The organism is Bartonella sp. CR84HXZ (genome assembly GCF_042194535.1).
GTDB lineage: Bacteria > Pseudomonadota > Alphaproteobacteria > Rhizobiales > Rhizobiaceae > Bartonella > Bartonella grahamii.
Window position 1 is genome coordinate 39,595 of sequence record NZ_JBHIMY010000002.1, and the last position, 22,839, is coordinate 62,433.

A 22,839-nucleotide genomic window follows, 5' to 3' on the forward strand; every position below is an offset into this window, starting at 1 on the left:
GCTCACTTATCGATTATGTAACTTTGAGCAGAAAGGCAAGAACCATGATTGAAAAACAAAATGCCATTTGCTTAAAAAACCGCGGGCTTATTCAAATTACAGGCGAAGAAGCAACAGATTTTCTACAATCCTTGATCACGACAGATGTAAAAAAAATCAGTCCACAGGAACTTTTCCCTGGAGCCCTTTTATCCCCACAAGGAAAGATTCTTGCTGATTTTCTTATCGGAAAAAAAGAAAATGGTTACCTGATTGATATCAGAATGCCTTTAGCTGATACGCTTCACCAACGTCTGTTGCTCTATAAGCTGCGTAAAAAAGTAGAAATTACACAACCATTACAAGAGCTTGTTACGGTTTCTTTGAATAATGAATCAGATACTTTAAATTTTGATTCAAGTTTTGTTGATAAACGCTTCCCACAACAAGAAAAAATAATACGAATCTATGGCAAAAAACCTTTTTTGACTTCAGAGTATCATGATACATGGAATCAATTGCGTATCCGTTATGCAATTGCGGAAAGTGGTCAAGACTATGAAGTTGGCAAAGTCTTTCCTCATGATATTAATTACGATCAAATCAATGGACTCTCATTCAATAAAGGATGTTATATTGGACAAGAAATTGTTTCACGAATGCACCACCGCCGTGCAGCACGTCGCCGTATTTTTATTGTAAAAGGCCAGTGTGAATTAACCCCTCAATCTAGCATTGAAGCAGGAACAAAAGTGCTTGGCTACTTGGGAACGTGTGTAGAAAATGAGGCTCTCGCTTTAATGCGTATTGATCACGTCAAAGATTCTATGGACCATAACATCCCCTTTACTGTAAAAAACATTCCTGTCACTATAAACATTGCTGAAAATATGAATTTTACCTTTCCTGAAAATACTATAGAAAATATGCATGGCTAAAGCTGAATTATTAAAAAATGGAGAAGCACGCGCTTGGCAAAGAATGCTCTCTGGACGCAGACTTGATCTTCTCAACCCTTCTCCTTTTGATGTTGAAATTGAGGATATTGCCCATGGACTTTCTCGCGTGGCACGTTGGAACGGTCAAACACGAGGGGAGCATGCCTATTCTGTTGCACAACATTCACTTTTGGTTGAACAAATATTTCAAAAACTTTTTCCACAATCGGGAAGCAACGAATGTCTTTATGCTCTTCTTCATGATGCTCCAGAATATGTCATCGGCGATATGATTTCCCCCTTTAAAGCTGTCATAGGAACACAATATGAACGCATTGAAAAGGGCATCCAAGATACTATCCACATGCGCTTTTCTCTTCCCGTTGATCTTTCTCAAAAACTTTTAAAAAAAATCAAACAAGCCGACCGTATCGCTGCATATTATGAAGCGATTACGCTTGCTGGATTTAGTACAGAAGAAGCCCTTCGCTATTTTGGCTCTCCCAATAATATTTTACCCGATGATCTTAATTTATACCCCTATTCTACCCAACAAATTGAAAACGCATTTTTAACTCGCTTCAATGCCTTGGATGCCCAAAGATTATAGACTCTTCGCATTGTTGATTCCCTATCATTAAAGACTCATCACACTGATTTATAATAATAATTCATTATTTTTTCATGTTGAATGAGAGCCCCTAATATCGTGAGATTCACTCATTTCAAATCTGTTTATATTGAATCAATCAAAATCATTCTCTTGCACGTCATAAGTGGGACCGGCATATGGGTAAAAACTTTTAAAAAAAGAATTTAAAATGTCTCTTATGAAGCGTAAAGATGCTAGTGCTCTGTAAATTATACACTTCATAGGAGCTTTACCGTTATACCATTCACAGACGCCGTCGCGAAATAGGAGTTGAGTTCCTTAAGAAAGCTTTCTTAAAAAAAAGCACAGCTCAAATTGCATACAAAATATATGAAATAATGCACTTTCATTATCAAAACAACAAATGTTCCCTTGTCAAACTTTTCATCTTAAACTGAAGTTTATTTTAGTTTATAAACTTCATTATCCGCTGGGAAAGCACGAGATGTGACATCCTCTGCATAATTCTTTATTGCAGTTTCCATGGCTTGTTCAAAGTCTCCATAACGGCGTACAAATTTTGGCACATGAGCACCATAGCCCAACATATCTTCCATAACCAATACTTGTCCATCGCACTGATTGGATGCACCAATACCGATCGTAGGGATAGAAAGCTTTTCTGTCAGTTTTACTGCTAAAGGTTCGACAATCCCTTCTAAAACAATAGCAAAAGCACCGGCCTCCTCAATTGCAGTCCCATCCGCTTCAATTCTTTGCCAATCACTCTGTTTTCGTCCTTGTGTTTTGAAACCACCAAAACGATTCACCGCCTGGGGTGTAAGACCGATGTGCCCCATCACTGGAATGCCACGTTTACACAAAAAATCAATTGTTTCCGCTATATAAACACCACCTTCAAGCTTAACTGCACCACACCCCGTTTGAGCAAGAATACGCGATGCATTTAAAAAAGCTTGCTCTGGACTTTCCTCATAAGAGCCAAAAGGCATATCAATAACCACAAGAGCTTTTTGAGATCCACGCACCACGGCTTGTCCGTGTAAAATCATCATATCTAAATTAACAGGAAGCGTTGTCTCAAATCCATACACAACCATACCAACGCTATCACCAACCAAAAGGATATCGCAATATGGATCAGCAATCCGCGCAGTATAAGCTTGATAAGCTGTTAAAGAAACAATTGGCTGTTGTCCCTTTCTTGTACGTATTTCGGAAGATGTTATACGCTTTACGGTTTTATGTACACTCATTTTCCGCCCTTCTCTTGCAATATATATTGATCAATCAGCCTTACCTCTCCAAAGCGAACAGTAAGAAGTAAAACTGCTGGTTTATTCAATGTTCCTTTAATCACGCATAAAGTTTCCATATCCCGTAAATCTATTGCTTCAATGATTGCACGCGTTTCTTGTTGTAAAATATCATGAACAGTTTTGCATAATTTATCAACCGACCGTTCACCTTCATGGTAAAGCTTTTCAGCAGCTTTCCCACTTTCAGGAATAATTTTGGCAGCTTTACGATCTTCTAATGTTAAAAACTGATTGCGTGAAGAATAAGCGACACCATCTGACTCCCGTAGAATAGGAACTCCAACAATTTCAATAGGAAAAGCCAAATCTTCAACCATACGCCGAATAATTAAAATTTGTTGAAAATCCTTTTCCCCAAAAAAAGCCTTATCTGGTTGGACAATATTAAAAAGTTTAGCAACAACGCTTGTCACACCACAAAAGTGCCCTGGACGTAATTTTCCCATCAAAATACGTGATAATTTTTTCACTTGCACAATTGTATCATTTCCCAGTGGCCACATTTCATCTACAGAAGGGGCAAAAACACATTCAACACCTGCTTCTTCTAACAAAGCACAATCGCCCTTCAAATCTCTTGGATATTGAGCAAAATCTTCATGAGGTCCAAATTGCTTTGGATTGACAAAAATAGAAACCAATACGCGATCACACATTGCTCTTGCATACTGTACTAATGCAAGATGACCATCATGCAATGCCCCCATTGTTGGAACAAAACCAATCGAAAAACCTAAACGTCGTTCCTCTGAAGTATATTGTCGGACTTCAGCAATTGTCTTTAAAACTTTCATTTTCCCATTCAATTATCATCAGATTAATAAATTAATGCTTGTATACCAAATTGGCGCTCAAACAATTGTATCAAATTCATGCGCACTGACGGCTGCTTTATATCTCGTGGCTCCCAGACATGACGCATAAGAAAAAAACCCGTCAGTATAAAACCATTTATTATGTCACTAGAATCAGTAGGACGAGTCGTTCTTTGCACAAGAAACTGTGGTAGAATGAGAAGCTTTTTTTTCCAAGGTTCCCCTGCTTCTTCACAGACAGCCCGTCCAGATTTTGGTGATACGTAATGAAGCCTTTCCTGACGACCTGTTGCTGCACAACAAGATAAATCAAGACCAAAACCAAGTTCTTCAAGAAGCCGCATTTCAAAACGTACAAGCAATTCTGCATTTACAAATGGTTCATCAAAATTCTGCATAAAAAGGTGTAAAATATCATATAAAACGGGGTGAGGATCACGTTCGGGAAGAAGCCGCAAATGAAAAGCTATCAATTGCAAAGCATAAAGTGCTTCTGGTAGACAGATTAATCGTGCCGCATGTAGATCAAGAGCTTCAAGCCGAAAAAGTCCCAAATGTTCTTCTAAACGAGCCCACCATTCAGCCTCCACAAAATTTCCAGGTTGAAGAAGAGCTGCCATACGACGTGATCGCCCCCCTTTTACCACTCCCATATAACGACCATGTTCACGTGTCATAACCTCAAGAATAACACTTGTTTCACCATATTGGCGTGTACCAAGAATAACAGCTTGTTCTTTCCACTTCATTTTACTTTAATTATTTTAAAAAATCTTATTTTAAAAAATCCAATCCCATTTCGCGATAACGTTCTGGATCGGTATCCCAATTATCGCGCACTTTCACAAAGAGAAAAAGATGAACCTTTTGATCCATAATTTCCATGAGTTCTTTACGTGCTGCTTGACCAATCGCTTTAATTGTATCGCCTTTTGCTCCTAAGACAATTTTTTTCTGACTCTCACGCTCGACATAAATAACTTGATTAATTTTAACGGAACCATCTGAACGCTCTTCCCAGTTTTCTGTTTCAACCGTTGAGGAATAAGGAAGTTCATCATGAAGACGAAGAAAAAATTTTTCACGCGTAATTTCAGCAGCAAGATGACGCATGGGCATATCGGAAATTTGATCTTCCGGATAATACCATGGTCCCTCCTGCATCATATTACTCAACGCATGAAGTAAATCCTTGCAACCAGAACCGTTTAGAGCAGAAATCATAAATGTTTGCGCAAACTTTACACGTTCATTTATTTTAGTGGTTAACGCTAGAAGAGATGATTTAACAACTGTATCAACCTTATTAAGAACAAGAACTTTTTCTTGTTTCATGTTGTTTACAATATCTAACATCATATCAACTTCATCCGAAAGACCACTTTGAGCGTCAATTAAAACGAGCAGAACATCGGCGCTCTTAGCCCCTCCCCAAGCAGCAGAGACCATGGCACGTTCTAAGCGCTTATGGGGACGAAAAACACCCGGTGTATCGACCAACACAATTTGCACATCATCATGAATGACAATACCGCGGATTAAAGTTCGTGTTGTTTGTACCTTATGCGTTACAATCGAAACCTTTGTTCCAACCAATTGATTAACCAATGTCGATTTACCGGCATTAGGCATCCCAATAAGTACAACAAACCCAGAACGCGTTTTCATAACGTCACTCATGATCATTTTTTCCCACTGTTTTCCATACACCCTCTCGTCGCAAAACTTTTTCAGCTGCCATTCTTTCGGCATATCTTTTGGAACTTCCCTGCCCAATCTCTGAAGCAAACCCAGAAATACTTACCTCTACCATAAAAACAGGATCGTGATCTGGACCTGAACGTTTTATAACCTGATAATGTGGTTGTGCATTGCCTTGGATATGCGCCCATTCCTGTAATTCGGTCTTGGCATCACGCCGACCAGCATCCATTTTCTTTGCCCGACCGTGCCAATATTTTTGAATAAAAGGGCGAACGCTTTCCAATCCTCCATCGAGATATATCACGGCAATCAAAGCTTCCACGACATCTGCATGCATATTGATGAGTCGACGCCCCTCGAAATTTTTCATCTCAAAACCAACACGGATCATATCAGGCAGCCTCATTTCACGCGCAATATCAGCACATGTCTGCGCATTAACCAGATGATTCAAACGGACTGATAATTCACCTTCACTTGCCTGAGGAAAAAGTTGATACAGCATTTCTGCAATCAAAAGCCCTAAAACCCGATCCCCTAGAAACTCTAGTCGTTCATAATTCCCCTGTTCCGAATCTTGTACACTCGAGTGTGTTAATGCCTTCTTTAACCTCTCTTCATCTTTAAAACGATGCCCCGTCAGCTTGAAAAGCTGATCAATCATTAGACGTTTCATCGTTGTTTCCTTGCTTGATAAGCGGCAAATCATGAACCGTATTTATGAAAGAAAACAAACGCTTCCAACGCACATCAAATGGCCAGCGCCAAACCTGCCAAGCACTTGAACCGTTACTGATAGAAAAGAAAATCACGCTCGCGCGACCAATAAGATTTTCTTCTGGAACATAGCCTACATCTAAACGACTATCATCTGAATTGTCGCGGTTATCTCCCATCATAAAGTAATGTCCTTGAGGAACTTCAAAAACTTTTGTATCATCAACTTTCGGGATGAAAGCTAAATCAAGTGTATCATAACTAACACCGTTAGGCATTGTCTCGCGATAAACCTCAACAGGATAGTTAACCTCTGTTATATCAGAATTATCAATCTCCCCCATAAAGTGACGTGAAACAGCCTCATCATTAATATAAAGAACACTTTGACGGACTTGTATACGATCACCTGGTAGCCCAACAACGCGTTTTATATAATCAATCTTCGGATTACTTGGTAAGCGAAAAACGACCACATCTCCACGTTGAGGTTGAGATGCCCAAATCCGTCCAGAAAAAAGAGGAGGAGAAAAGGGGATGGAAAAACGAGAATACCCATATGCATACTTAGAAACAAACAGATAATCTCCCACCAACAAAGTAGGACGCATTGAACCGGACGGAATACTAAAAGGCTGGAAAAAAAGTGTCCGAATAACCGCTGCTAAAAGCAGAGCCTGTACTAAAACAGAAATAAATTCACGAACCCCGCCTTTTTTTTCTTTTTTATGCACTTTATCTTTTTGGATCATCACCAACTGCCTTCTCATCACAGATATAATTTTTTTCATCATAATATTCAAATAACAAAAGCACAATCTCTCACACCATCTATCCACGTGGAAGTGCTTCGATAATAATAAATGCCTGTGCCCAAGGAAAATCATCTGTTATGCTAAGATGAATAACTGCATCATGATGAGGAGGTAATAACTTTTGAAGTTGCACTTGCGCACGATTTGTTAATTGCATTATTGGTTTACCAGATGGCAAATTAACGACCCCCATGTCTTTCCAATTGATACCACAAGCGATTCCCGTTCCTAAGGCTTTAGCGCATGCTTCTTTAGCAGCAAATCTTTTTGCATAGGAAGAGGAGCTTTTTTTGAGATTTTCGGATCTATTCCTTTCAATATCCGTAAAAATACGTTGGGTAAAACGCTCACCATAGCGAACCAACATTTTCTCAATACGTCGTATATCAACCAGATCATTTCCAAGACCAACAATCATACGGTATTACCCGATCTTTCTTACGATGAACGCTTCTTTAAAAGCCTTTTTTTTATAATCTTTTGATATCGCTTTTGTTTAAAACGAACCGTTGCTCTGTAAACACCTATATAAGATAAACCACCAAAAACAATACCTAAAAGAGTTCCACCTAAAATCATAGGACTCATAATTGTGTCCCATGCGCCTTTAAAGAGGAGAGAGAGATTTGACAATGTCAAACCATTAAATAGAGCACGAATTTGCGAAAGAGAAATCTCTTTGACATCGCTAAAAAGTGATAAACAAAAATACCCTACTTTATAATCAGCCATGACAATCAATAAAAATGTGAGTGGATTAGAAAAAATCGTCCCAATGATTGCGGCAGCAAAGTTTGCACGCAAAAGCCAAGAAAAAAATATTGCCAAAATAATATGCAACCCAAAGAAAGGGGAACAAGCTAAAAAAATACCAACAGCAACCCCTAATGCTACTTCATGCGGTGTTGCTGATATACGCAAAATACGTTTATGTATGTAGCAAAATGAGCGAGAAAATGAACGACGTGGCCATAACCAAAGTCGAATACGCGTTACAAAATCTATTGGTTCTCGACTACGAAAAAGCATATGACTCTCAATATACATCTTTTGATGATGAAATAATCTATATCATCCAAATTAATCTTTTTAAGCTTTTGCACAAAAAAAATAGAACGACAATTAAATATTTCGACTGCCTGGTTTAATCGCTGGAAGAACAGAAAGCTCTGCAGGAAGTGCATCACTAGTATAAGAGGTTATCTCATATTCAGCAAGCGCAATCAATGGAACTCCAACATTGACCTTACCACCAGAACGATCAAGGATACACGCACTGGCCAATACCTCTGCTCCTGCTGCAACAAGCGCCTCAATAGTCTCACGAATGGAAAGACCCGTTGTTACAATATCTTCGACAATAACAACCCGTGCACCCTTCTTGATTTCAAAGCGACGCAATTCAAAGATGCCATTTACACGCTCTACCCAAAGAGAAGGAATACCAAGGTGACGTGAAGTTTCATAGGAAGGAATAAGGCCGCCAATTGCGGGACCAACAACATAATCAATTTTTCCCTCGATAGATTTTTTGATTTTTTCAGCCAATCCACGACATAACTTTTCCGTCAAGTCAGCATGCATGAATACTTTCGCTTTTTGCATATAAGTCGCACTATGGCGCCCCGATGTTAAAATAAAATGCCCTTCTAGAATAGCATCTGCTTGTTTAAAAATATCAATGACATCTTGTGTATTCATTGCAAAATCTTTCTTTTTATCCATGAACCCGCCGTACTGTACTTACTGAACCTGCCTCTTTTAACTGAGAAAAAATACGATTCAAATGTTTTAAATCCCACACTTCCAAATCAATCATAATTTCTGTAAAATCCGGTGCTGTACGGATAAAAGATAAATTTTGGATATTGGCATCGTTAGCAGAAATTATTTGTGTAATTTCAGCCAAAGAACCAGGGCTATTTACAACCAAAATATTTATCCGTGCAGGAAAACGTTCATTCATTTGGGCATCAATATCCCAGCGGACATCAATCCATCGTTCTGGCTGATCATCATATGCCATCAAAGCTGAAGACTGTATTGGATAAATAACGATCCCAGCTCCGGGCTGCATAATACCAACAATCCGATCTCCAGGTACTGCTCCTTCCGGTGAAAAACGTACGGGTATATCTCCACGGGTTCCTCTAATAGGTAATGCTTTAGATTGATGATTCTCGACCATTGCATTTTTTTCATTTTCTGGAACTTTAAAAATCATACCTTGAGCATTCTCAATATTAAACCAACCTTCTTCCCCAGGCTTAAAAGATGACTTTTGTACCACACGGTGATCTTGATAATCAGGATAAACCGCTTTAATCACATCAGCGGAAAACAGCTCTCCACGCCCAACAGCAGCCAATACATCCTCTACATCCTTACGTGCTAAACGTGGCAAAACTTTCTTCAAAACGTCTTTTGAAAATTGTTTTCCCATATATTCAAATGAACGCTCGAGAATACGATATCCTAAACCCGAATATTGTTTACGTACCGCGGCACGACTTGCTCGTCGAATAGCTGAACGTGCTTTACCTGTGACAACAAGAAATTCCCATGCAGCTGGCGGAATTTGAGCGTGTGAACGAATAATATCAACCTCATCACCATTTTTTAATTTGGTCATTAAAGGCATAATACGACCATTGATTTTTACACCCACACAAGAATCACCGATGTCTGTATGGACGGCATAAGCAAAATCAATAGGCGTAGCTCCTTTAGGAAAAGCAATTAATCGACCTTTCGGCGTAAAACAAAAAACTTGGTCTTGAAAAAGCTCAAGCTTTGTGTGTTCCAAAAATTCTTCCGGATTATCTCCATCTGACAAAGATTGAATCGTTTGACGCAACCATGCATACGCATTTGTTTCATTTGATAACCTCGAAGCCGAATAATTAGAACCTTGCTCTTTATAAATGGAATGTGCCGCAACGCCATATTCAGCAATTTCATCCATAGCAGCAGTTCTAATCTGCAATTCAACACGTTGTCGCGATGGTCCCACAATCGTTGTATGAATGGAACGATAATCATTCTGCTTTGGTATAGAAATATAATCTTTAAAACGACCAGGAACCATTGGCCACGTCGTATGAATGACACCAAGAGCGCGATAACAATCATGCACTGTTTCAACAATCACACGAAATCCAAAAATATCGGATAATTGTTCAAAAGAAAGCGCCTTGCTTTCCATTTTGCGAAAGACGGAATACGATTTTTTCTGACGGCTTTTAACATTCGCTTTAATGCCATGCTCGAAAAAAAGTTTTGTCAACTCGTTTTCAATTGTGGAAAGCAAATCACGATTGCGTTTTGATAACTCAGAAAGACGATTGGTAATCGTACGATAACCTTCTGGATTTAAATAAAAGAAAGAAAGATCCTCTAATTCCTCGCGCATATCTTGCATACCCATACGACCAGCAAGCGGCGCATAAATATCCATCGTCTCCTCAGCAATTCGCCGACGTTTATCATCACGCATAACACCAAGGGTGCGCATATTATGAAGACGATCAGCAAGTTTGACTAAAAGAACACGAACATCATCAGAGATGGCAATAAGAAGCTTACGAAGATTTTCTGCCTGTACGGCTTTCTTTGATACAAGATCAAGCTTATTAAGCTTTGTAAGTCCTTCAACCAACTTCCCAATTTCAGAACCAAAAAGCTGATCAATTTCTGCTCGTGTAGCGCTTGTATCTTCAATTGTATCATGCAAAAGAGCAACAGCAATCGTCGCCTCATCCAACCGCATATCTGTCAAAATAGCAGCAACTTCTAAAGGATGAGAAAAATAAAGATCACCTGAAGCACGCTTTTGATGTGCATGCTTTCTCATTGCATAATCATAGGCCCTGTTTAAAAGAGCCTCATCTACGTCAGACTTGTAACGTTGAACACGTCCAACAAGCTCACACTGACGCATCATACGAGCATATCCTTTATCTTTTCACACCCCTAATCCTTATTGAACACGTCTTATCAATAAAAGACAAGAAAAATAACGGCTCCTTACAGACAAGGTATCTTTACTCCTGTAATATAAAATGCCGCAATTAATAATCGTCACTTTTTTCTGGAACAACCAAACCTTCAATACCCGCTAAAAGCTCTTCCTCTGACATATGATCAAATGAAGTACCTTCTTCTTGCGACGACGTATTAAAAACACTTTCAGCTTCACCTGAATGGGTAATAAATTCACTTGCCATTTCTGGCTCATCTACTTCCACATGCTTTTGCAGCGAATGAATAAGGTCTTCCTTTAAATCAGCAGGCGACAATGTTTCTTCTGCTATTTCACGCAAAGCAACAACTGGATTTTTATCATTATCACGATCAACCGTAATCTGCGCTCCTTGTGAAATCTGACGCGCCCGATGACCTGCTAAAAGTACCAATTCAAAGCGGTTGTCAACTTTATCAATACAATCTTCTACCGTTACGCGGGCCATTTATGCCTCTTTCTCAAATAAAAAAATTTAATAGCGGATAGAGGAGTATATACAATAATCAAAATAAAACACAAGAAAAACAACACAAACTTTTATATTTTTTGATTAAAGAACTTATTTAAGAAAATTCTTGGAAAATTTATAAAAATGTATAACCTATCCATGCTCGTTATCAAAGCTGCTCTTAAAAGCATTCCAATAGATTGGCTTCAAACAAGGGGAGGTCTTTCTTGACAAAATACTTGTCTGGAGTCTTCATCCTTTTAAAAGGAACACCAGCTGTTTAAAATCCTTTGCAATAACGACAGCCTTATGCATACTTTTTATGATAATATCTTTATTTAAAGAGAGAACTTTTTTTCTTTGAACATCATGTGTATTGTACTCTTATTCATCAAATAAATTACTGAAAGATTACCTCTCTGTACATCATAATTAGCAATAAGTTTATATTAAACTTTATTTATATTCATTATAGATTGTTTATCAAAACATAACCCGTCATATACGCTATAAAAGACTCAAAAAAATAGAAAAAACGATTGATGCCTAACACCACGAATAGCCAATTAACATCGCTTTGCCCAGAACCACCCCAAAATTGCAATTTATGTCCTAGGCTCCATCAGTTTATCGCTGACTGGCGTATCAAAGAACCAAGTTGGTATAACGCACCGGTGCGCCCCTTCTTTCCTTATAAAGGAGCAGACACAACGCGCCTTCTTATTGTTGGGCTTGCTCCTGGATTACGCGGAGCAAATCGAACTGGACGTCCATTCACTGGTGATTATGCTGGGCACTTACTTTATTCAACTTTAAAAAAATTTGGTTTTGCCCAAGGAACCTTTGAAGAAAGAGCAGACGATACTCTTGAGCTGATTGATGCAGCAATCGTCAACTCTGTTCGTTGTGTTCCCCCAGAAAATAAACCTACCGGTGCAGAAATTAACACGTGCCGCTATTTCTTCTCACCTCTTTTAACAAATCTTCCCAAACTTAAAGCCGTTATTACCTTAGGCACCATTGCGCACCATTCAACGATACGTGCCCTTAATGCAAAAGTTTTAGCTCACCCTTTTGGACACGGCGAAATTAATAACATCGGCAGATTACGCATCTTTTCGAGCTATCACTGTTCTCGTTATAATACAAATACTGGACGCTTGACAGACGCCATGTTTCACCAAATTTTTCAAGCAGCAAAAACATACTTAGATCAATGCTAAAACTGTTTTAAACCAGCGCTATAAATAAAGGATATCTAAATCGCATCCGTCATCCATATCTTTTTAAAAGTCTTGCTTTTTCACGTCCCCAATCGCGTTTTTTTTCCGTTTCGCGCTTATCATGAAGCTTTTTTCCCCGCGCTAGAGCAATCTCCAACTTAACGCGCCCTCGTTCATTAAAATAAAGTTTAAGAGGAACAAGTGTCATTCCTTCACGAGACGTTGCATTAAAAAAACGTGCCATCTCACGTTTTGAAAGTAATAACTTGCGCAAACGTCGCGGTTCATGATTAAAACGATTAGCCTGCGTATATTCAGGAATATAGCTGTTTACTAACCATAATTCCCCATTCTCAAAACTCGCATAGCTTTCAGCAATATTGGCATGATTAGAACGTAAGGACTTTACTTCCGCTCCCTGAAGGACAAGACCGGCCTCGAGATTATTAAGGATTTCAAAATTAAAACGTGCTTTACGATTGTCAGCAATTATTTTCCGTACGGGCGCGTTCTTTTTTTTATTCATGGCTTTGTCAATATCATTTTATGCTTTTAAAATACCAGCATGACTGAGGGCTACATCAATAATCTTCTTTGTTCTTTCTGTTAATGGAACAATCGGAGAACGCACAGTATCACCACAAAATCCTAATTTTGCAGCAGCATATTTAATACCCGCTGGACTAGGCTCAATAAACACAGCACGATTAAGAGGCATCAAGCGATCATTTAATTCTCGTGCTGTTTTATAATCACCACGAAAACAAGCAGCTTGAAGCTCTGCACACAGCTTTGGAGCAACATTGGAGGAAACTGAAATACACCCCATACCTCCATGTGCATTAAAACCTAACGCTGTACAATCATCACCGGAAAGCTGTACAAAATCCTTCCCACACTTTTCACGTTGTTCACTAACGCGTTCAATTCTGCTCGTTGCATCTTTTACACCAATGATATTTTTAAAATCTTGATAAAGGTCTTTCATCGTTTCCACAGCCATATCGATAACAGAACGACCAGGAATATTATAAATTATAATCGGAATAGAAACAGCTTTGGCAATGGAAGAAAAATGTTTGTATAAACCAGATTGATTTGGTCTATTATAATAGGGAGTGACAACCAAAACTGCATCTGCACCAGCTTTTTGCGCGTATTGTGCAAGCTCTACAGCCTCACTTGTGCTATTTGATCCCGCTCCAGCAACAACAGGAACACGCTTTGCGACCTGCTCAACACACAATTTTATAATCCGCTTATGTTCTTCATGACTTAACGTTGCTGATTCACCGGTTGTCCCAACTGGGCTTACACCGTTAATCCCTTGTGTGATCTGCCATTCAATAAAATCACAAAACGCCTTCTCATCAATTTCGCCCTTATTATCAAACGGTGTAATAAGCGCAGTTATAGCTCCCTTGAGCATGATAAACTCCCTATAATATTCGCTTTTATTTTTTTAATAATCGCCTTTTATAAATTTTAAATAGAGCATAATCTTGCTCTATCATTGAAGCAAGATGAATTTCAAAAAAAGCCCTCATAAGATGAAAATGTCCCTCCTTAAATGTTGGACATTTGTTTAAAATAAACCGTCTATATTAACGCGTTTTTCATGCTTGTGTTCTATAAATCCTTAAGTTTTTACAAAAAGCAAGGTCTCAAGGTCTTTTCTCTATGCGTGTATTTTCCACCTCTCTTTTCGTATCAACCTTTACTGCACTTATACTGGCAATAAGAATTTTATTTTCAAGTGCATCCGCGCAAACACCTCTTTTGCACGGGAAAGCGCCAATCCCTTTGGTGCGCCCTAATCTCTTTCCCGAAAAAGGAGCTCAAGAGCCTCTTCCACAGATACACACGACATCACACAATACTGCTACACTTCAGCAACTGAAAGCTGGGCTAGATGCACTAGCAAACAACAATATTGCAAAAACAATAAATCTTCGTAATTCAATGGAAAAACATAGCCTTGATCGTCATATTTTGACATGGGCGCTGGGGATATCAAACAAAGCTAATATACCAAGTTCTGAAATATTTAATGCAATCAACATGCTAAAAGGATGGCCCGGTATAGAAACGATGCAACGCAATGCTGAACGTGCTTTTCTTAACGAAACCAACCTCACACGCGCAATCATCCAAAAATTTTCTCATCACCCGCCCCAAACAGCGCAAGGAATGGCTCTCTTCGCTAAAGCACTTATTGCAACGGGACAAACCACTCGTGCTCGACACGTTATTGCGCCATGGTGGCATAAAACACAGCTTAATGCAAAAGAAGAAATATTTGTTCTTAAAAATGCAAGCGTTGCATTAAAACCTATTGATCATTTGAAACGCATGCAATTTATGCTGTATGCATATCGTTTTGATTCAGCAGCACGCGTTGCAAAATTAGCCCATGCTCAATCTCTTTTTGATGCTTTTGTGGCCGTTGAAAAAAATGACCCTAGAGCTACACAAAAATTAAAAGCTGTAGAGAGATCATGGCAAAAAGATCCTCTTTTTCAGTTTGCTCGAATACGCCATCTTCGACGAACAGAGCAATATAATGCAGCCGCAGCACTCATGATGAAAACATCAAAAGATGCATTCCGCCTTATGAACCCCCATTCATTGTGGAAAGAACAACGCGCCCTTTCTCGTGAAATGCTCGATTTAAATAAACCAAAAATTGCTTACCAACTCGTTGCAATGCACACTGGTATAACATCTGCATTAGCTATCGATGCTGAGTTTCATGCAGGATGGTACGCACTACGGTTTCTTCATAACCCTAAATTGGCAATGCAGCATTTTTCACGTATTCCTCAACTCTCTTCTTCACCTTTTTCTGCATCACGTGGATATTACTGGATGGGACGAACAGCAGAAACGCTAGAAGAACATAAAAATGCCCAGCATTACTTTCATCGCGCAGCTCATTTTGGTGCAACTTACTATGGTCAATTAGCCGCTGCACGACTCAACCAAAAAAAGCTTAAAGTTTTCTTTCCCAAACCAACAACCGCTGAGCGACAACATTTTAGTGCACGAAAAGCGATCAAAGCAATTCAACGTCTTGAAGCAGCCGGCTATGCTGATTTTGCTAAAATTTTTTATAGAGAGCTCGGAAAAAAAATAGAAAGCCCCGGCGAATTAGCCCTTCTGGCTGTTATGGCAGAAAAAAATGGAGACTATTATACCAGCCTCAAAATTGGAAAAATGGCTGTCTTTCAGGGAAAAAATGTCGGTGCACTCTCTCATCCTCTGGGAGCTATACCAGCTTCTACTAATATTTCTGTAGAAGAAAAATCGCTTATCTATGCCATTGCACGCCAAGAAAGCGAATTTAATCCAACAGCCATATCAAAAGCAGGCGCACAAGGTATACTCCAATTGCTTCCTACAACAGCAAAAGCATTGGCAAAAAAATACTCAATCGCATGGTCTCCTAAAAAATTTAGCAGTGATGCTCATTATAATGCAACATTAGGTGCCCATTTTCTCAATGAACAATTGGAACGTTTTAATGGATCCTATATACTAACTCTTATTGGCTATAATGCGGGTCCCCGTCGAGTCAATGAATGGATAAAACGTTATGGCGATCCTCGAGGACAATCTCTCGATAACGTCATTGATTGGATTGAGCGTATTCCTTATACAGAAACACGTAATTACGTGATGCGTGTCATGGAAAATTATGGTGTCTACAAAGCAAGACTCACTGGGAAAATAGATATAAAAACCGACCTGCTTTCTGGTCGACGGAAATAATATGCCTTAACTTCCCAAATAGTATTTGAAAGTGTTCATAAGAAGTGTTTTTATTCCTTTTTAAATAATACCCACATACCAACCTGCTTATGATATATATAAGCAAGTAATTTTAATTGATTCAGTATCAATAAATTCGAAATGAGAAAACCCTACGCTATTCAGATCTTTTATTTCAAACACAAAATGATGAATTATCATTATAAATCAACATGTCGTACAAATAGTTCATTTCTTCTCAACATAAACGACAATATCATAGATGATTACAAATATAAGAGAAGAGTGAAACAAATAGGTCATTCTTTTACTGTTGCTTATTAGTATCAATATTCAAATCTTGTACAATAGCATAAGCATATTTTAAGACTATTTTGTTCTGCTTATAACATATCTATACCAAATAAGAGTACGTTATTATATATATCGTTTGAATTATCTCTGATAAAAGAAAGACAGAATCATTGAGTTAGAAAGCCTTAAAGACAAACAATTCTCTTCTACCCTTTCCCTTTTCATTCGGGTTTACGACTTTTAAATATGTCAATATCTTTTAATGATGAAGATAAAGCTTTGCTTTTTTTTCCCATTTTTACATATAAGCTCACATCCTTCACACAAAACAGAGCATCTCAAAATAGTATGTTTTTCTTATTTATATTCTTGTTTTATTTTAATGTTTCTAAGTCCATTTCACAACGGTGTATCTGAAAAGTATTTACGAAAATCCTCTCACGAATGGTATAAAAATCGATGAGACACGATTAACCTTTACTGAATAAAAGCTATAGCTCTATCATCCCTTAACTCCCAATGTTGCAACAGCCCTTTCATTTAGAACATTCATAAGAAGTATATTCACTGCTTTTTAGAAGTTTTTTACCCATACTCCCCCTTCAACTTGTGTCATAAGTAAGCGGATGGTTTTGATTGATACAACGTCAAAAAAATCGAACGAACTATATTTTAACTTTTATTCAAATTGTAAATAATTATTATAAATCAATATATTATAAGAATAAGCGCCCTATATAAAAAATCAGCTAAATATCAGGGATACTCTGATTATTTTATTCACTTTTGATGGTGGTGGTGGTGGAAAAGAACCAACCCGTTGAAGTGCCGCCATCGCTAATCGATCAAGTTCCGGATTACCAGCAGAGACTGCTACACGACTAGAAAAAATACTCCCCTGCTCACGCACCATAAATTCTAACTTCACCGTTCCTTTTGCACGACTGGTACGCTGTCCCACAATATAATTTTTTTGCCTTTCTAATTGTGACTGTACCTTTGCTAACCACTCCATTAACAACATATCTTCAAGCCCTGCTGTACCGACGCCCTTGTTGGTGGAAGAAGAATGTACCGCCTTTGCATTGGAGCGCTTTACTACAGCCTTTGGCATCGATATTGTTTTTTTGATAAACGCTTTATGCTCCACTTTTTGAGGAAGGGGTTCTTCCAAAGACTTTAAGTCATCTTGTTCTACCATATGCTGAGGCTCTTCCGATCGAACTTCATCCACGGATTCCAATTCCTCTGACTCCTTCTCTAAAAGATCAGACTGTAATACTTTTGGCTCTGTATTAATATCCGACTCTGTATGAATATCTGACAAGTCTGTATCAACATCCGGATAGATAGTTTCTTGCACAAAAGTCAGCATAATCTCCGAAGAGAGCAAGCCATTACTTACACCCGTACTTTGAAAATAAAACTGCGCTCCCAATAATACATGCAAAAAGAAAGCTCCAATAAATGCACCAATCCAAAGAGTTAATAATTGCTTCGTATTTGCAAAATTCATCGTTTCTTCTGCCACTATTTTAAGCTTAGTATTGGTGTCCAATCTCATTAAAACAGGCTATTTTGAAATTGCAACTTTTTTCTTGACTGATTTTGTCATGTTTAATATGGTTTTCTAGTGGTTTTGTGTTGTTGTCAAAATCATTTCTACTTGGCTGGCAAGTTTTAATCAGCGGGTCCAGCTTTTTTTGTATGTAAATAAAATTTCAAACCAGAGAGGGGACGTTTAAAAGGGTTGTGATGTGTTATGCAAATAAGACGAAAAAATATCTATAGAAGCTGTGTGATTTTAAGTGCATTATCGGTCTGTATGCCTTCATTTGTTTTGGCACAAAATAAAGATGGAGGTTCTATCACTGAACTCAAGCCAATTGTTATTAAAGAGAAAAAAATAGGAACGGCCTTGGATTCGGTCACTATTTTGACAGATCGGAAAACCGCGAAGGATATTCGTGAGAAACAAATAACTGATGCCTATGATATTAGTCGTCTTTATCCAACCGTGGGGTATAACCCAAGCAATAACAGTTTTGTCATGCGTGGTTTAGAAGCAAACCGTGTTCTCACAACAATGGATGGTATTGTTCTTCCATGGTTCAATGATATATTGCGTGAGAACAGTGGTAACACAATGTTTGACTTTAGTGCGCTTTCCACACTTGATGTTATTCAGGGATCGGATTCTAGTCTTTATGGCTCTGGTGCACTAGGAGGAGTTGTTGCGTTGCGTACCCTTGATCCTGAAGATCTTATCACAGAAGGAAAAAATTGGGGTGGTCTTATAAGAAGTGGTTATCATTCTGTTGATAATAGTTGGCACGTAGATCAAGCTGTTGCAATGCGTGCTCAACAAACGTTTTTGCTTTTCCAAGGTTCTTATGCGGAAGGTCATGAGCGCAAAAATATGGGAACTCTAGAAGGCTATGAAGAGCGCACACGTAAAAACCCTGCTCATTTTGACCAAAATAATTTGCTCTTTAAAATTCACCAATACCTTGATGACAATCACCGGCTTGGTTTTACAGCAGAGCGTTTTGGTCACAATATTGATACACATTTATTGAATGCTTCTGACAGATATGCCCCTGGTTCCGTTTATGAGAAGGACGACAAACTCCGTGAACGCTTTTCTCTTTCTTATGACTATAACGGCAATGAAGATGCTATTTTTGATGCGTTTCGTGGACAGATTTATTGGCAAAGACAGTCAAGTCATGATATTACGACTTCATTTCGTGTTTCGGCACCCAAAGGGGATTTTTTGAGAGATAATTTTTTGCGTAATACCAATTATGGTTTCAATGCTGATGCTCTCAAGAAAGTTCATATTGGCACTGTAGATCATACGTTAAAGCTTGCCGCTAATGTCGTGTCATCTAAGTTTCATCATTATTTGTTCGGGAAAGATAATTGTCACTTGCCGGAAAATGCACGGGGGTGCCTCTTTGTACCCGCTAATCGGTCAGATTCACCAGATACAAATGGCTATAATTTGGGTTTTGTTTTTGAAGATGAAATTGGCTTTGCTGATAACCATTTCCGTATAACACCTGGAATTCGTTATGATTGGTATAAGTATATCCCTCAGAAAACGTCTTCTTATGAGAAAGCTCTGCTTTCTGACAAATTTCCTCCAGAAAGAAATGGTTCACGTTTTTCTCCCAAATTACGTGTGGAGTGGGATGTTCGTGATCAAGTAACGCTCTATGCTCAATGGGCACAGGCTTTTCGTGCACCACGTGTTGCAGAACTTTACGTCTCTTATATGAAACCCCCTGCTTATTACTCGAAGGGCAACCCTGATCTAAAAGCAGAAACGAGCAATGGGTATGATGTTGGCATAAAGTATGGAAATGGAAATTTCGGTGGTTCACTCAGTGCCTTTTTCAATCAATACAAGGACTTCATAGATACTGTGGATATAGGGCCATCAGAGGAATACCGATTGGGACGTCGCCATTATACAAATCGTGCGAATGTGCGTATTTATGGTGCTGAAGCAAAAATACATTTGGCTCTTAATGATGGATTCCATAGCAATTTTTCTCTTACCTATTCGCAAGGAAAGGATCTTGATAAAGATGAATATCTTAACTCAATTCCAGCTTTAAAAGTGATTGCTGGGATCGGATATGCAAAAGAAATCTGGGGAGCAGACGTCGTGCTTACCTCATCTGCCAAACGTGATAAAGTTGCTAAGGAATCGGACTATCAAAAAATTCCAGGTTATAATATTATTGATGTGTCAGGTTGGTTGAAGCCCTTTGGTGAAAAGGGTCCTGTTATAAGGGCTGGTGTTTATAATCTGTTCAATCAAAAATATTGGAATGTATCAGATCTTCCTTCCGGTGAAAGCTCAACGCCGAAGGATTATTATAGTCAGCCTGGTCGCAACTTTAAAGTTTCGTTCGTGCAAAAATTTTAGTCACTTTTGTTAACCATTAGATCAATGAAAAAGGTTATATCGGTAAAGAATAAATTATTGCGTTTCTGTTCTCATTGTCCTTTGAACAACAAATTTTGATGTTAGCGCTTTAACTCTTTGTAATTTATCGGTTTTTATTGTTCTACTGTTGATAAAATAAGGGCTTATTTGGTGGTGGGTTGAACCATTAGTTGATAGTGGTTCGACTTACTTTTTTTGATTTGAAAAATTAAACAATTAACCTTTAAACAGGTAACATAAGGATAAGCCCATGTCATACACAGCCGAAATGATTATTCGCTTGCGTGAAGAAAAAAAAGAGATGCGTAGCCGCGATTTCGCGGACTCTATTGGTATATCCGAAGCAGAACTCATTGCGGCTTATTGTACAATTGGAAAAGCAAAAAAACTACGCGCTGATGTCGCTACTCTCTTGGAAAATGCTCCTAAACTTGGAATAGTCATGGCATTAACACGGAATGAAAATGCTGTCCATGAAATAACAGGATGTTTTGAGAAGATTGTTCAAAGTCAGCATATTCCGATCACACTCGGTGAAATTGACTTGCGTATTTTTTCAAAACAGTGGAAGTTTGGTTTCGAGCATGACGTGACTATTCTCGGAACACCTATGAAAAGTCTGCAATTTTTTGATCAATATGGCATTGCTATTTTCAAACTCTATTCTCAAGACGCAACAAATATGGAAGAATGGGCTGCACTTGTTGAAAAGTTGCTTCATGACGATCAATCATCCGCACTTGATATTTCTCCCGCTCCTACTCCAGTACAATGTGATACGGCAAAGCTAGATGTTGAAAAGTTCCGAGATCGTTGGCGACAGATGACTGATGTGCATCAACTTCATGGAATTATTTCTGAACTGAAAATTAATCGACATAATGCTGTAAAACATGCCGGAAATGAATTTGCCGATGAGTTAAAAATAGAAGCTGTTGAGATGATGCTCAAACAAGTTGCACAAGAAGAGTTACCAATTATGTGTTTTGTTGGAAATAAAGGATGTATCCAAATTTTCACTGGGCAAGTAAAGAATATTAAGCAAATGGGACCTTGGCTTAATGTTCTCGATCAGAAATTTCACCTCCATTTACTCGTTTCTGGAATCGAGAAGGTATGGCGTGTTCGCAAACCTACAATTGATGGGTATGTCAACTCACTTGAAGTTTTCGATAAAGATGATGAGATGATTATTCAATTCTTTGGCATACGCAAGGAGGGCCAAAAAGAACGTGAAGATTGGCGCTCTTTATTGAATGGTTTACCATCGTGTCAAGAAAACAGCAGTAACTAAGATAAGGTAAGGTCAGACATGTTCATATCTCTTTTGCATAGGTTATCAAACCTTTTCCTTATGTGTTTACTGCTCTCTCTTACCTGTTTTTCTAAACAAGTGATTGCTGAACCCACAACCCGTTTTCCTGAAAATGCTCGAATTGTTTCTATCGGCGGAGCACTTACAGAAATTGTCTATGCATTGGGAGCCCAAGATCAACTTATCGCCCGTGATAGTACAAGCGTCTACCCACAAGAAGCGCTCAAGCTTCCTGTGCTTGGATATATGCGTGCTCTTTCACCTGAGGGTGTTTTATCACTTGCCCCAGAGGGCATATTGCTTGTTGAAGGAAGCGGCCCCGCTTCAACAATTGATATTCTCAAAAAAACATCAATACCTCTGGTGATCATACCAGAAGACTACTCCCGTGAAAATGTGATCGAAAAGATTCGCCTCGTTGGCCAAGCTATTCATCGAGAAGTGCAAGCGGCTGCGTTAATTGAAAAATTGAAGCGTAATTTTTTAGAAAACGATGCGCTTTTGGCGAAAGTAACAACACCAAAGCGTGTTCTTTTTGTTTTCTCTGTGCAAAATGGACGCGTCATGGCATCTGGAACAGGTACTGCAGCTGATAGTATGATAAAACTTTCAGGTGCTATCAATGCTATCACCGATTATAAAGGATATAAACTTCTCAACGGCGAAGCGTTATTGAAATCAGATCCTGATGTTATCTTACTTGTAAAACATGGTGCAAGATCAACCAGCATTGATAAGATTTTAGCCATACCGGCAGTTCAAGCAACAACAGCAGCAAAAAATCATGCCATAAAACAGATGGATGCTATGTATTTTTTAGGATTTGGTCCACGCACTGCAGACGCATCAAGAGAGCTTATTGAGATACTTTATGGTGCAAATCAAAACGGTAAGAGCTGATAA

At 38.6% G+C, this 22,839-nt stretch carries 21 protein-coding genes; 7 read left to right on the forward strand and 14 right to left on the reverse strand.

Annotated elements, in window-relative coordinates; all coding sequences use genetic code 11:
• Nucleotides 1-44: 44 nt before the first annotated feature.
• Nucleotides 45-917 (forward strand): YgfZ/GcvT domain-containing protein, encoded by an 873-nt coding sequence (locus ACFIKD_RS01415; RefSeq protein WP_375644919.1) that lies wholly within the window; start codon nt 45-47, stop codon nt 915-917.
• Nucleotides 910-1,527: a YfbR-like 5'-deoxynucleotidase gene (locus ACFIKD_RS01420; RefSeq protein ID WP_375647019.1), complete on the forward strand. Its 618-nt coding sequence runs from the start codon at nt 910-912 to the stop codon at nt 1,525-1,527. The genes ACFIKD_RS01415 and ACFIKD_RS01420 overlap by 8 nt, the downstream gene beginning before the upstream one ends.
• Nucleotides 1,528-1,970: 443 nt before the next feature.
• Here ACFIKD_RS01420 and panB read toward each other — a convergent pair whose 3' ends face one another.
• The 11 genes from panB to rpoZ form a co-directional block, all read right to left on the reverse strand.
• Entirely contained in the window at nt 1,971-2,786 is an 816-nt protein-coding gene (gene panB / locus ACFIKD_RS01425; RefSeq protein WP_375647020.1) for a 3-methyl-2-oxobutanoate hydroxymethyltransferase, read from the reverse strand.
• On the reverse strand, nt 2,783-3,643 hold the full coding sequence (panC, locus tag ACFIKD_RS01430; protein ID WP_375647022.1) for a pantoate--beta-alanine ligase: 861 nt from the start codon (nt 3,641-3,643) through the stop codon (nt 2,783-2,785). Before panC ends, panB begins: the two co-directional genes overlap by 4 nt.
• Nucleotides 3,644-3,666: 23 nt before the next feature.
• Nucleotides 3,667-4,413, reverse strand: a complete 747-nt coding sequence (gene recO, locus ACFIKD_RS01435; protein ID WP_012754938.1) for a DNA repair protein RecO — start codon at nt 4,411-4,413, stop codon at nt 3,667-3,669.
• 25 nt (nt 4,414-4,438) lie between these two features.
• Entirely contained in the window at nt 4,439-5,344 is a 906-nt protein-coding gene (gene era / locus ACFIKD_RS01440) for a GTPase Era (RefSeq protein ID WP_375647023.1), read from the reverse strand.
• Nucleotides 5,337-6,044, reverse strand: a complete 708-nt coding sequence (gene rnc, locus ACFIKD_RS01445; protein WP_375647024.1) for a ribonuclease III — start codon at nt 6,042-6,044, stop codon at nt 5,337-5,339. Before rnc ends, era begins: the two co-directional genes overlap by 8 nt.
• On the reverse strand, nt 6,025-6,837 hold the full coding sequence (lepB, locus tag ACFIKD_RS01450) for a signal peptidase I (RefSeq protein WP_375635832.1): 813 nt from the start codon (nt 6,835-6,837) through the stop codon (nt 6,025-6,027). Before lepB ends, rnc begins: the two co-directional genes overlap by 20 nt.
• Before the next feature lie 79 nt (nt 6,838-6,916).
• Entirely contained in the window at nt 6,917-7,318 is a 402-nt protein-coding gene (gene acpS / locus ACFIKD_RS01455; protein ID WP_375635690.1) for a holo-ACP synthase, read from the reverse strand.
• A gap of 20 nt (nt 7,319-7,338) precedes the next feature.
• Entirely contained in the window at nt 7,339-7,929 is a 591-nt protein-coding gene (locus ACFIKD_RS01460; protein ID WP_375647025.1) for a DUF2062 domain-containing protein, read from the reverse strand.
• Nucleotides 7,930-8,022: 93 nt separating this feature from the next.
• The gene (pyrE, locus tag ACFIKD_RS01465) at nt 8,023-8,601 is read right to left on the reverse strand and encodes an orotate phosphoribosyltransferase (RefSeq protein ID WP_375647101.1); all 579 of its coding nucleotides are present in this window, start codon (nt 8,599-8,601) and stop codon (nt 8,023-8,025) included.
• A 16-nt stretch (nt 8,602-8,617) separates the two neighbouring features.
• A complete protein-coding gene (locus ACFIKD_RS01470) occupies nt 8,618-10,843 on the reverse strand; it encodes a RelA/SpoT family protein (protein WP_375635692.1) in 2,226 nt (741 codons plus the stop codon).
• Nucleotides 10,844-10,970: 127 nt separating this feature from the next.
• Complete coding sequence (gene rpoZ, locus ACFIKD_RS01475) at nt 10,971-11,369, reverse strand: DNA-directed RNA polymerase subunit omega (RefSeq protein WP_273791104.1); 399 nt, start codon at nt 11,367-11,369, stop codon at nt 10,971-10,973.
• Between the two features lie 545 nt (nt 11,370-11,914).
• Here rpoZ and ACFIKD_RS01480 point away from each other — a divergent pair.
• Complete coding sequence (locus ACFIKD_RS01480; protein WP_375647102.1) at nt 11,915-12,595, forward strand: uracil-DNA glycosylase; 681 nt, start codon at nt 11,915-11,917, stop codon at nt 12,593-12,595.
• 49 nt (nt 12,596-12,644) lie between these two features.
• Here the strand turns inward: ACFIKD_RS01480 and smpB are convergent, their stop codons facing one another.
• Both smpB and dapA read right to left on the reverse strand, forming a co-directional pair.
• A complete protein-coding gene (gene smpB / locus ACFIKD_RS01485; protein ID WP_012231306.1) occupies nt 12,645-13,121 on the reverse strand; it encodes an SsrA-binding protein SmpB in 477 nt (158 codons plus the stop codon).
• An 18-nt stretch (nt 13,122-13,139) separates the two neighbouring features.
• Complete coding sequence (gene dapA, locus ACFIKD_RS01490) at nt 13,140-14,024, reverse strand: 4-hydroxy-tetrahydrodipicolinate synthase (protein WP_375647027.1); 885 nt, start codon at nt 14,022-14,024, stop codon at nt 13,140-13,142.
• 251 nt (nt 14,025-14,275) lie between these two features.
• Between dapA and ACFIKD_RS01495 the strand changes: the two genes are divergently transcribed.
• The gene (locus ACFIKD_RS01495; protein WP_375647029.1) at nt 14,276-16,366 is read left to right on the forward strand and encodes a lytic transglycosylase domain-containing protein; all 2,091 of its coding nucleotides are present in this window, start codon (nt 14,276-14,278) and stop codon (nt 16,364-16,366) included.
• Nucleotides 16,367-17,405: 1,039 nt separating this feature from the next.
• On the opposite strand, the gene ACFIKD_RS01500 is transcribed toward ACFIKD_RS01495, so the two are convergent.
• Complete coding sequence (locus ACFIKD_RS01500; protein WP_375647104.1) at nt 17,406-18,176, reverse strand: energy transducer TonB; 771 nt, start codon at nt 18,174-18,176, stop codon at nt 17,406-17,408.
• Nucleotides 18,177-18,422: 246 nt separating this feature from the next.
• On the opposite strand from ACFIKD_RS01500, the gene ACFIKD_RS01505 reads away from it, so the two are divergent.
• The 3 genes from ACFIKD_RS01505 (at nt 18,423) to ACFIKD_RS01515 (ending at nt 22,836) form a co-directional block, all read left to right on the forward strand.
• Nucleotides 18,423-20,600: a TonB-dependent hemoglobin/transferrin/lactoferrin family receptor gene (locus tag ACFIKD_RS01505; protein WP_375647031.1), complete on the forward strand. Its 2,178-nt coding sequence runs from the start codon at nt 18,423-18,425 to the stop codon at nt 20,598-20,600.
• 271 nt (nt 20,601-20,871) lie between these two features.
• Nucleotides 20,872-21,915: a hemin-degrading factor gene (locus ACFIKD_RS01510; RefSeq protein WP_375647033.1), complete on the forward strand. Its 1,044-nt coding sequence runs from the start codon at nt 20,872-20,874 to the stop codon at nt 21,913-21,915.
• An 18-nt stretch (nt 21,916-21,933) separates the two neighbouring features.
• Entirely contained in the window at nt 21,934-22,836 is a 903-nt protein-coding gene (locus ACFIKD_RS01515) for a hemin ABC transporter substrate-binding protein (protein ID WP_375644885.1), read from the forward strand.
• Nucleotides 22,837-22,839 lie beyond the last annotated feature (3 nt).

Coding starts and splice junctions, on each gene's coding strand:
- ACFIKD_RS01500 (WP_375647104.1), bottom strand. CDS start 18,176: ATGAATTTTGCAAATACGAAGCAATTATTAACTCTTTGGATTGGTGCA.
- ACFIKD_RS01470 (WP_375635692.1), bottom strand. CDS start 10,843: ATGATGCGTCAGTGTGAGCTTGTTGGACGTGTTCAACGTTACAAGTCT.
- ACFIKD_RS01510 (WP_375647033.1), top strand. CDS start 20,872: ATGTCATACACAGCCGAAATGATTATTCGCTTGCGTGAAGAAAAAAAA.
- ACFIKD_RS01495 (WP_375647029.1), top strand. CDS start 14,276: ATGCGTGTATTTTCCACCTCTCTTTTCGTATCAACCTTTACTGCACTT.
- ACFIKD_RS01415 (WP_375644919.1), top strand. CDS start 45: ATGATTGAAAAACAAAATGCCATTTGCTTAAAAAACCGCGGGCTTATT.
- panB (WP_375647020.1), bottom strand. CDS start 2,786: ATGAGTGTACATAAAACCGTAAAGCGTATAACATCTTCCGAAATACGT.
- ACFIKD_RS01505 (WP_375647031.1), top strand. CDS start 18,423: ATGCAAATAAGACGAAAAAATATCTATAGAAGCTGTGTGATTTTAAGT.
- ACFIKD_RS01460 (WP_375647025.1), bottom strand. CDS start 7,929: ATGCTTTTTCGTAGTCGAGAACCAATAGATTTTGTAACGCGTATTCGA.
- dapA (WP_375647027.1), bottom strand. CDS start 14,024: ATGCTCAAGGGAGCTATAACTGCGCTTATTACACCGTTTGATAATAAG.
- era (WP_375647023.1), bottom strand. CDS start 5,344: ATGAGTGACGTTATGAAAACGCGTTCTGGGTTTGTTGTACTTATTGGG.
- smpB (WP_012231306.1), bottom strand. CDS start 13,121: ATGAATAAAAAAAAGAACGCGCCCGTACGGAAAATAATTGCTGACAAT.
- lepB (WP_375635832.1), bottom strand. CDS start 6,837: ATGATCCAAAAAGATAAAGTGCATAAAAAAGAAAAAAAAGGCGGGGTT.
- recO (WP_012754938.1), bottom strand. CDS start 4,413: ATGAAGTGGAAAGAACAAGCTGTTATTCTTGGTACACGCCAATATGGT.
- ACFIKD_RS01420 (WP_375647019.1), top strand. CDS start 910: ATGGCTAAAGCTGAATTATTAAAAAATGGAGAAGCACGCGCTTGGCAA.
- panC (WP_375647022.1), bottom strand. CDS start 3,643: ATGAAAGTTTTAAAGACAATTGCTGAAGTCCGACAATATACTTCAGAG.
- rnc (WP_375647024.1), bottom strand. CDS start 6,044: ATGAAACGTCTAATGATTGATCAGCTTTTCAAGCTGACGGGGCATCGT.
- pyrE (WP_375647101.1), bottom strand. CDS start 8,601: ATGAATACACAAGATGTCATTGATATTTTTAAACAAGCAGATGCTATT.
- rpoZ (WP_273791104.1), bottom strand. CDS start 11,369: ATGGCCCGCGTAACGGTAGAAGATTGTATTGATAAAGTTGACAACCGC.
- ACFIKD_RS01480 (WP_375647102.1), top strand. CDS start 11,915: ATGCCTAACACCACGAATAGCCAATTAACATCGCTTTGCCCAGAACCA.
- acpS (WP_375635690.1), bottom strand. CDS start 7,318: ATGATTGTTGGTCTTGGAAATGATCTGGTTGATATACGACGTATTGAG.
- ACFIKD_RS01515 (WP_375644885.1), top strand. CDS start 21,934: ATGTTCATATCTCTTTTGCATAGGTTATCAAACCTTTTCCTTATGTGT.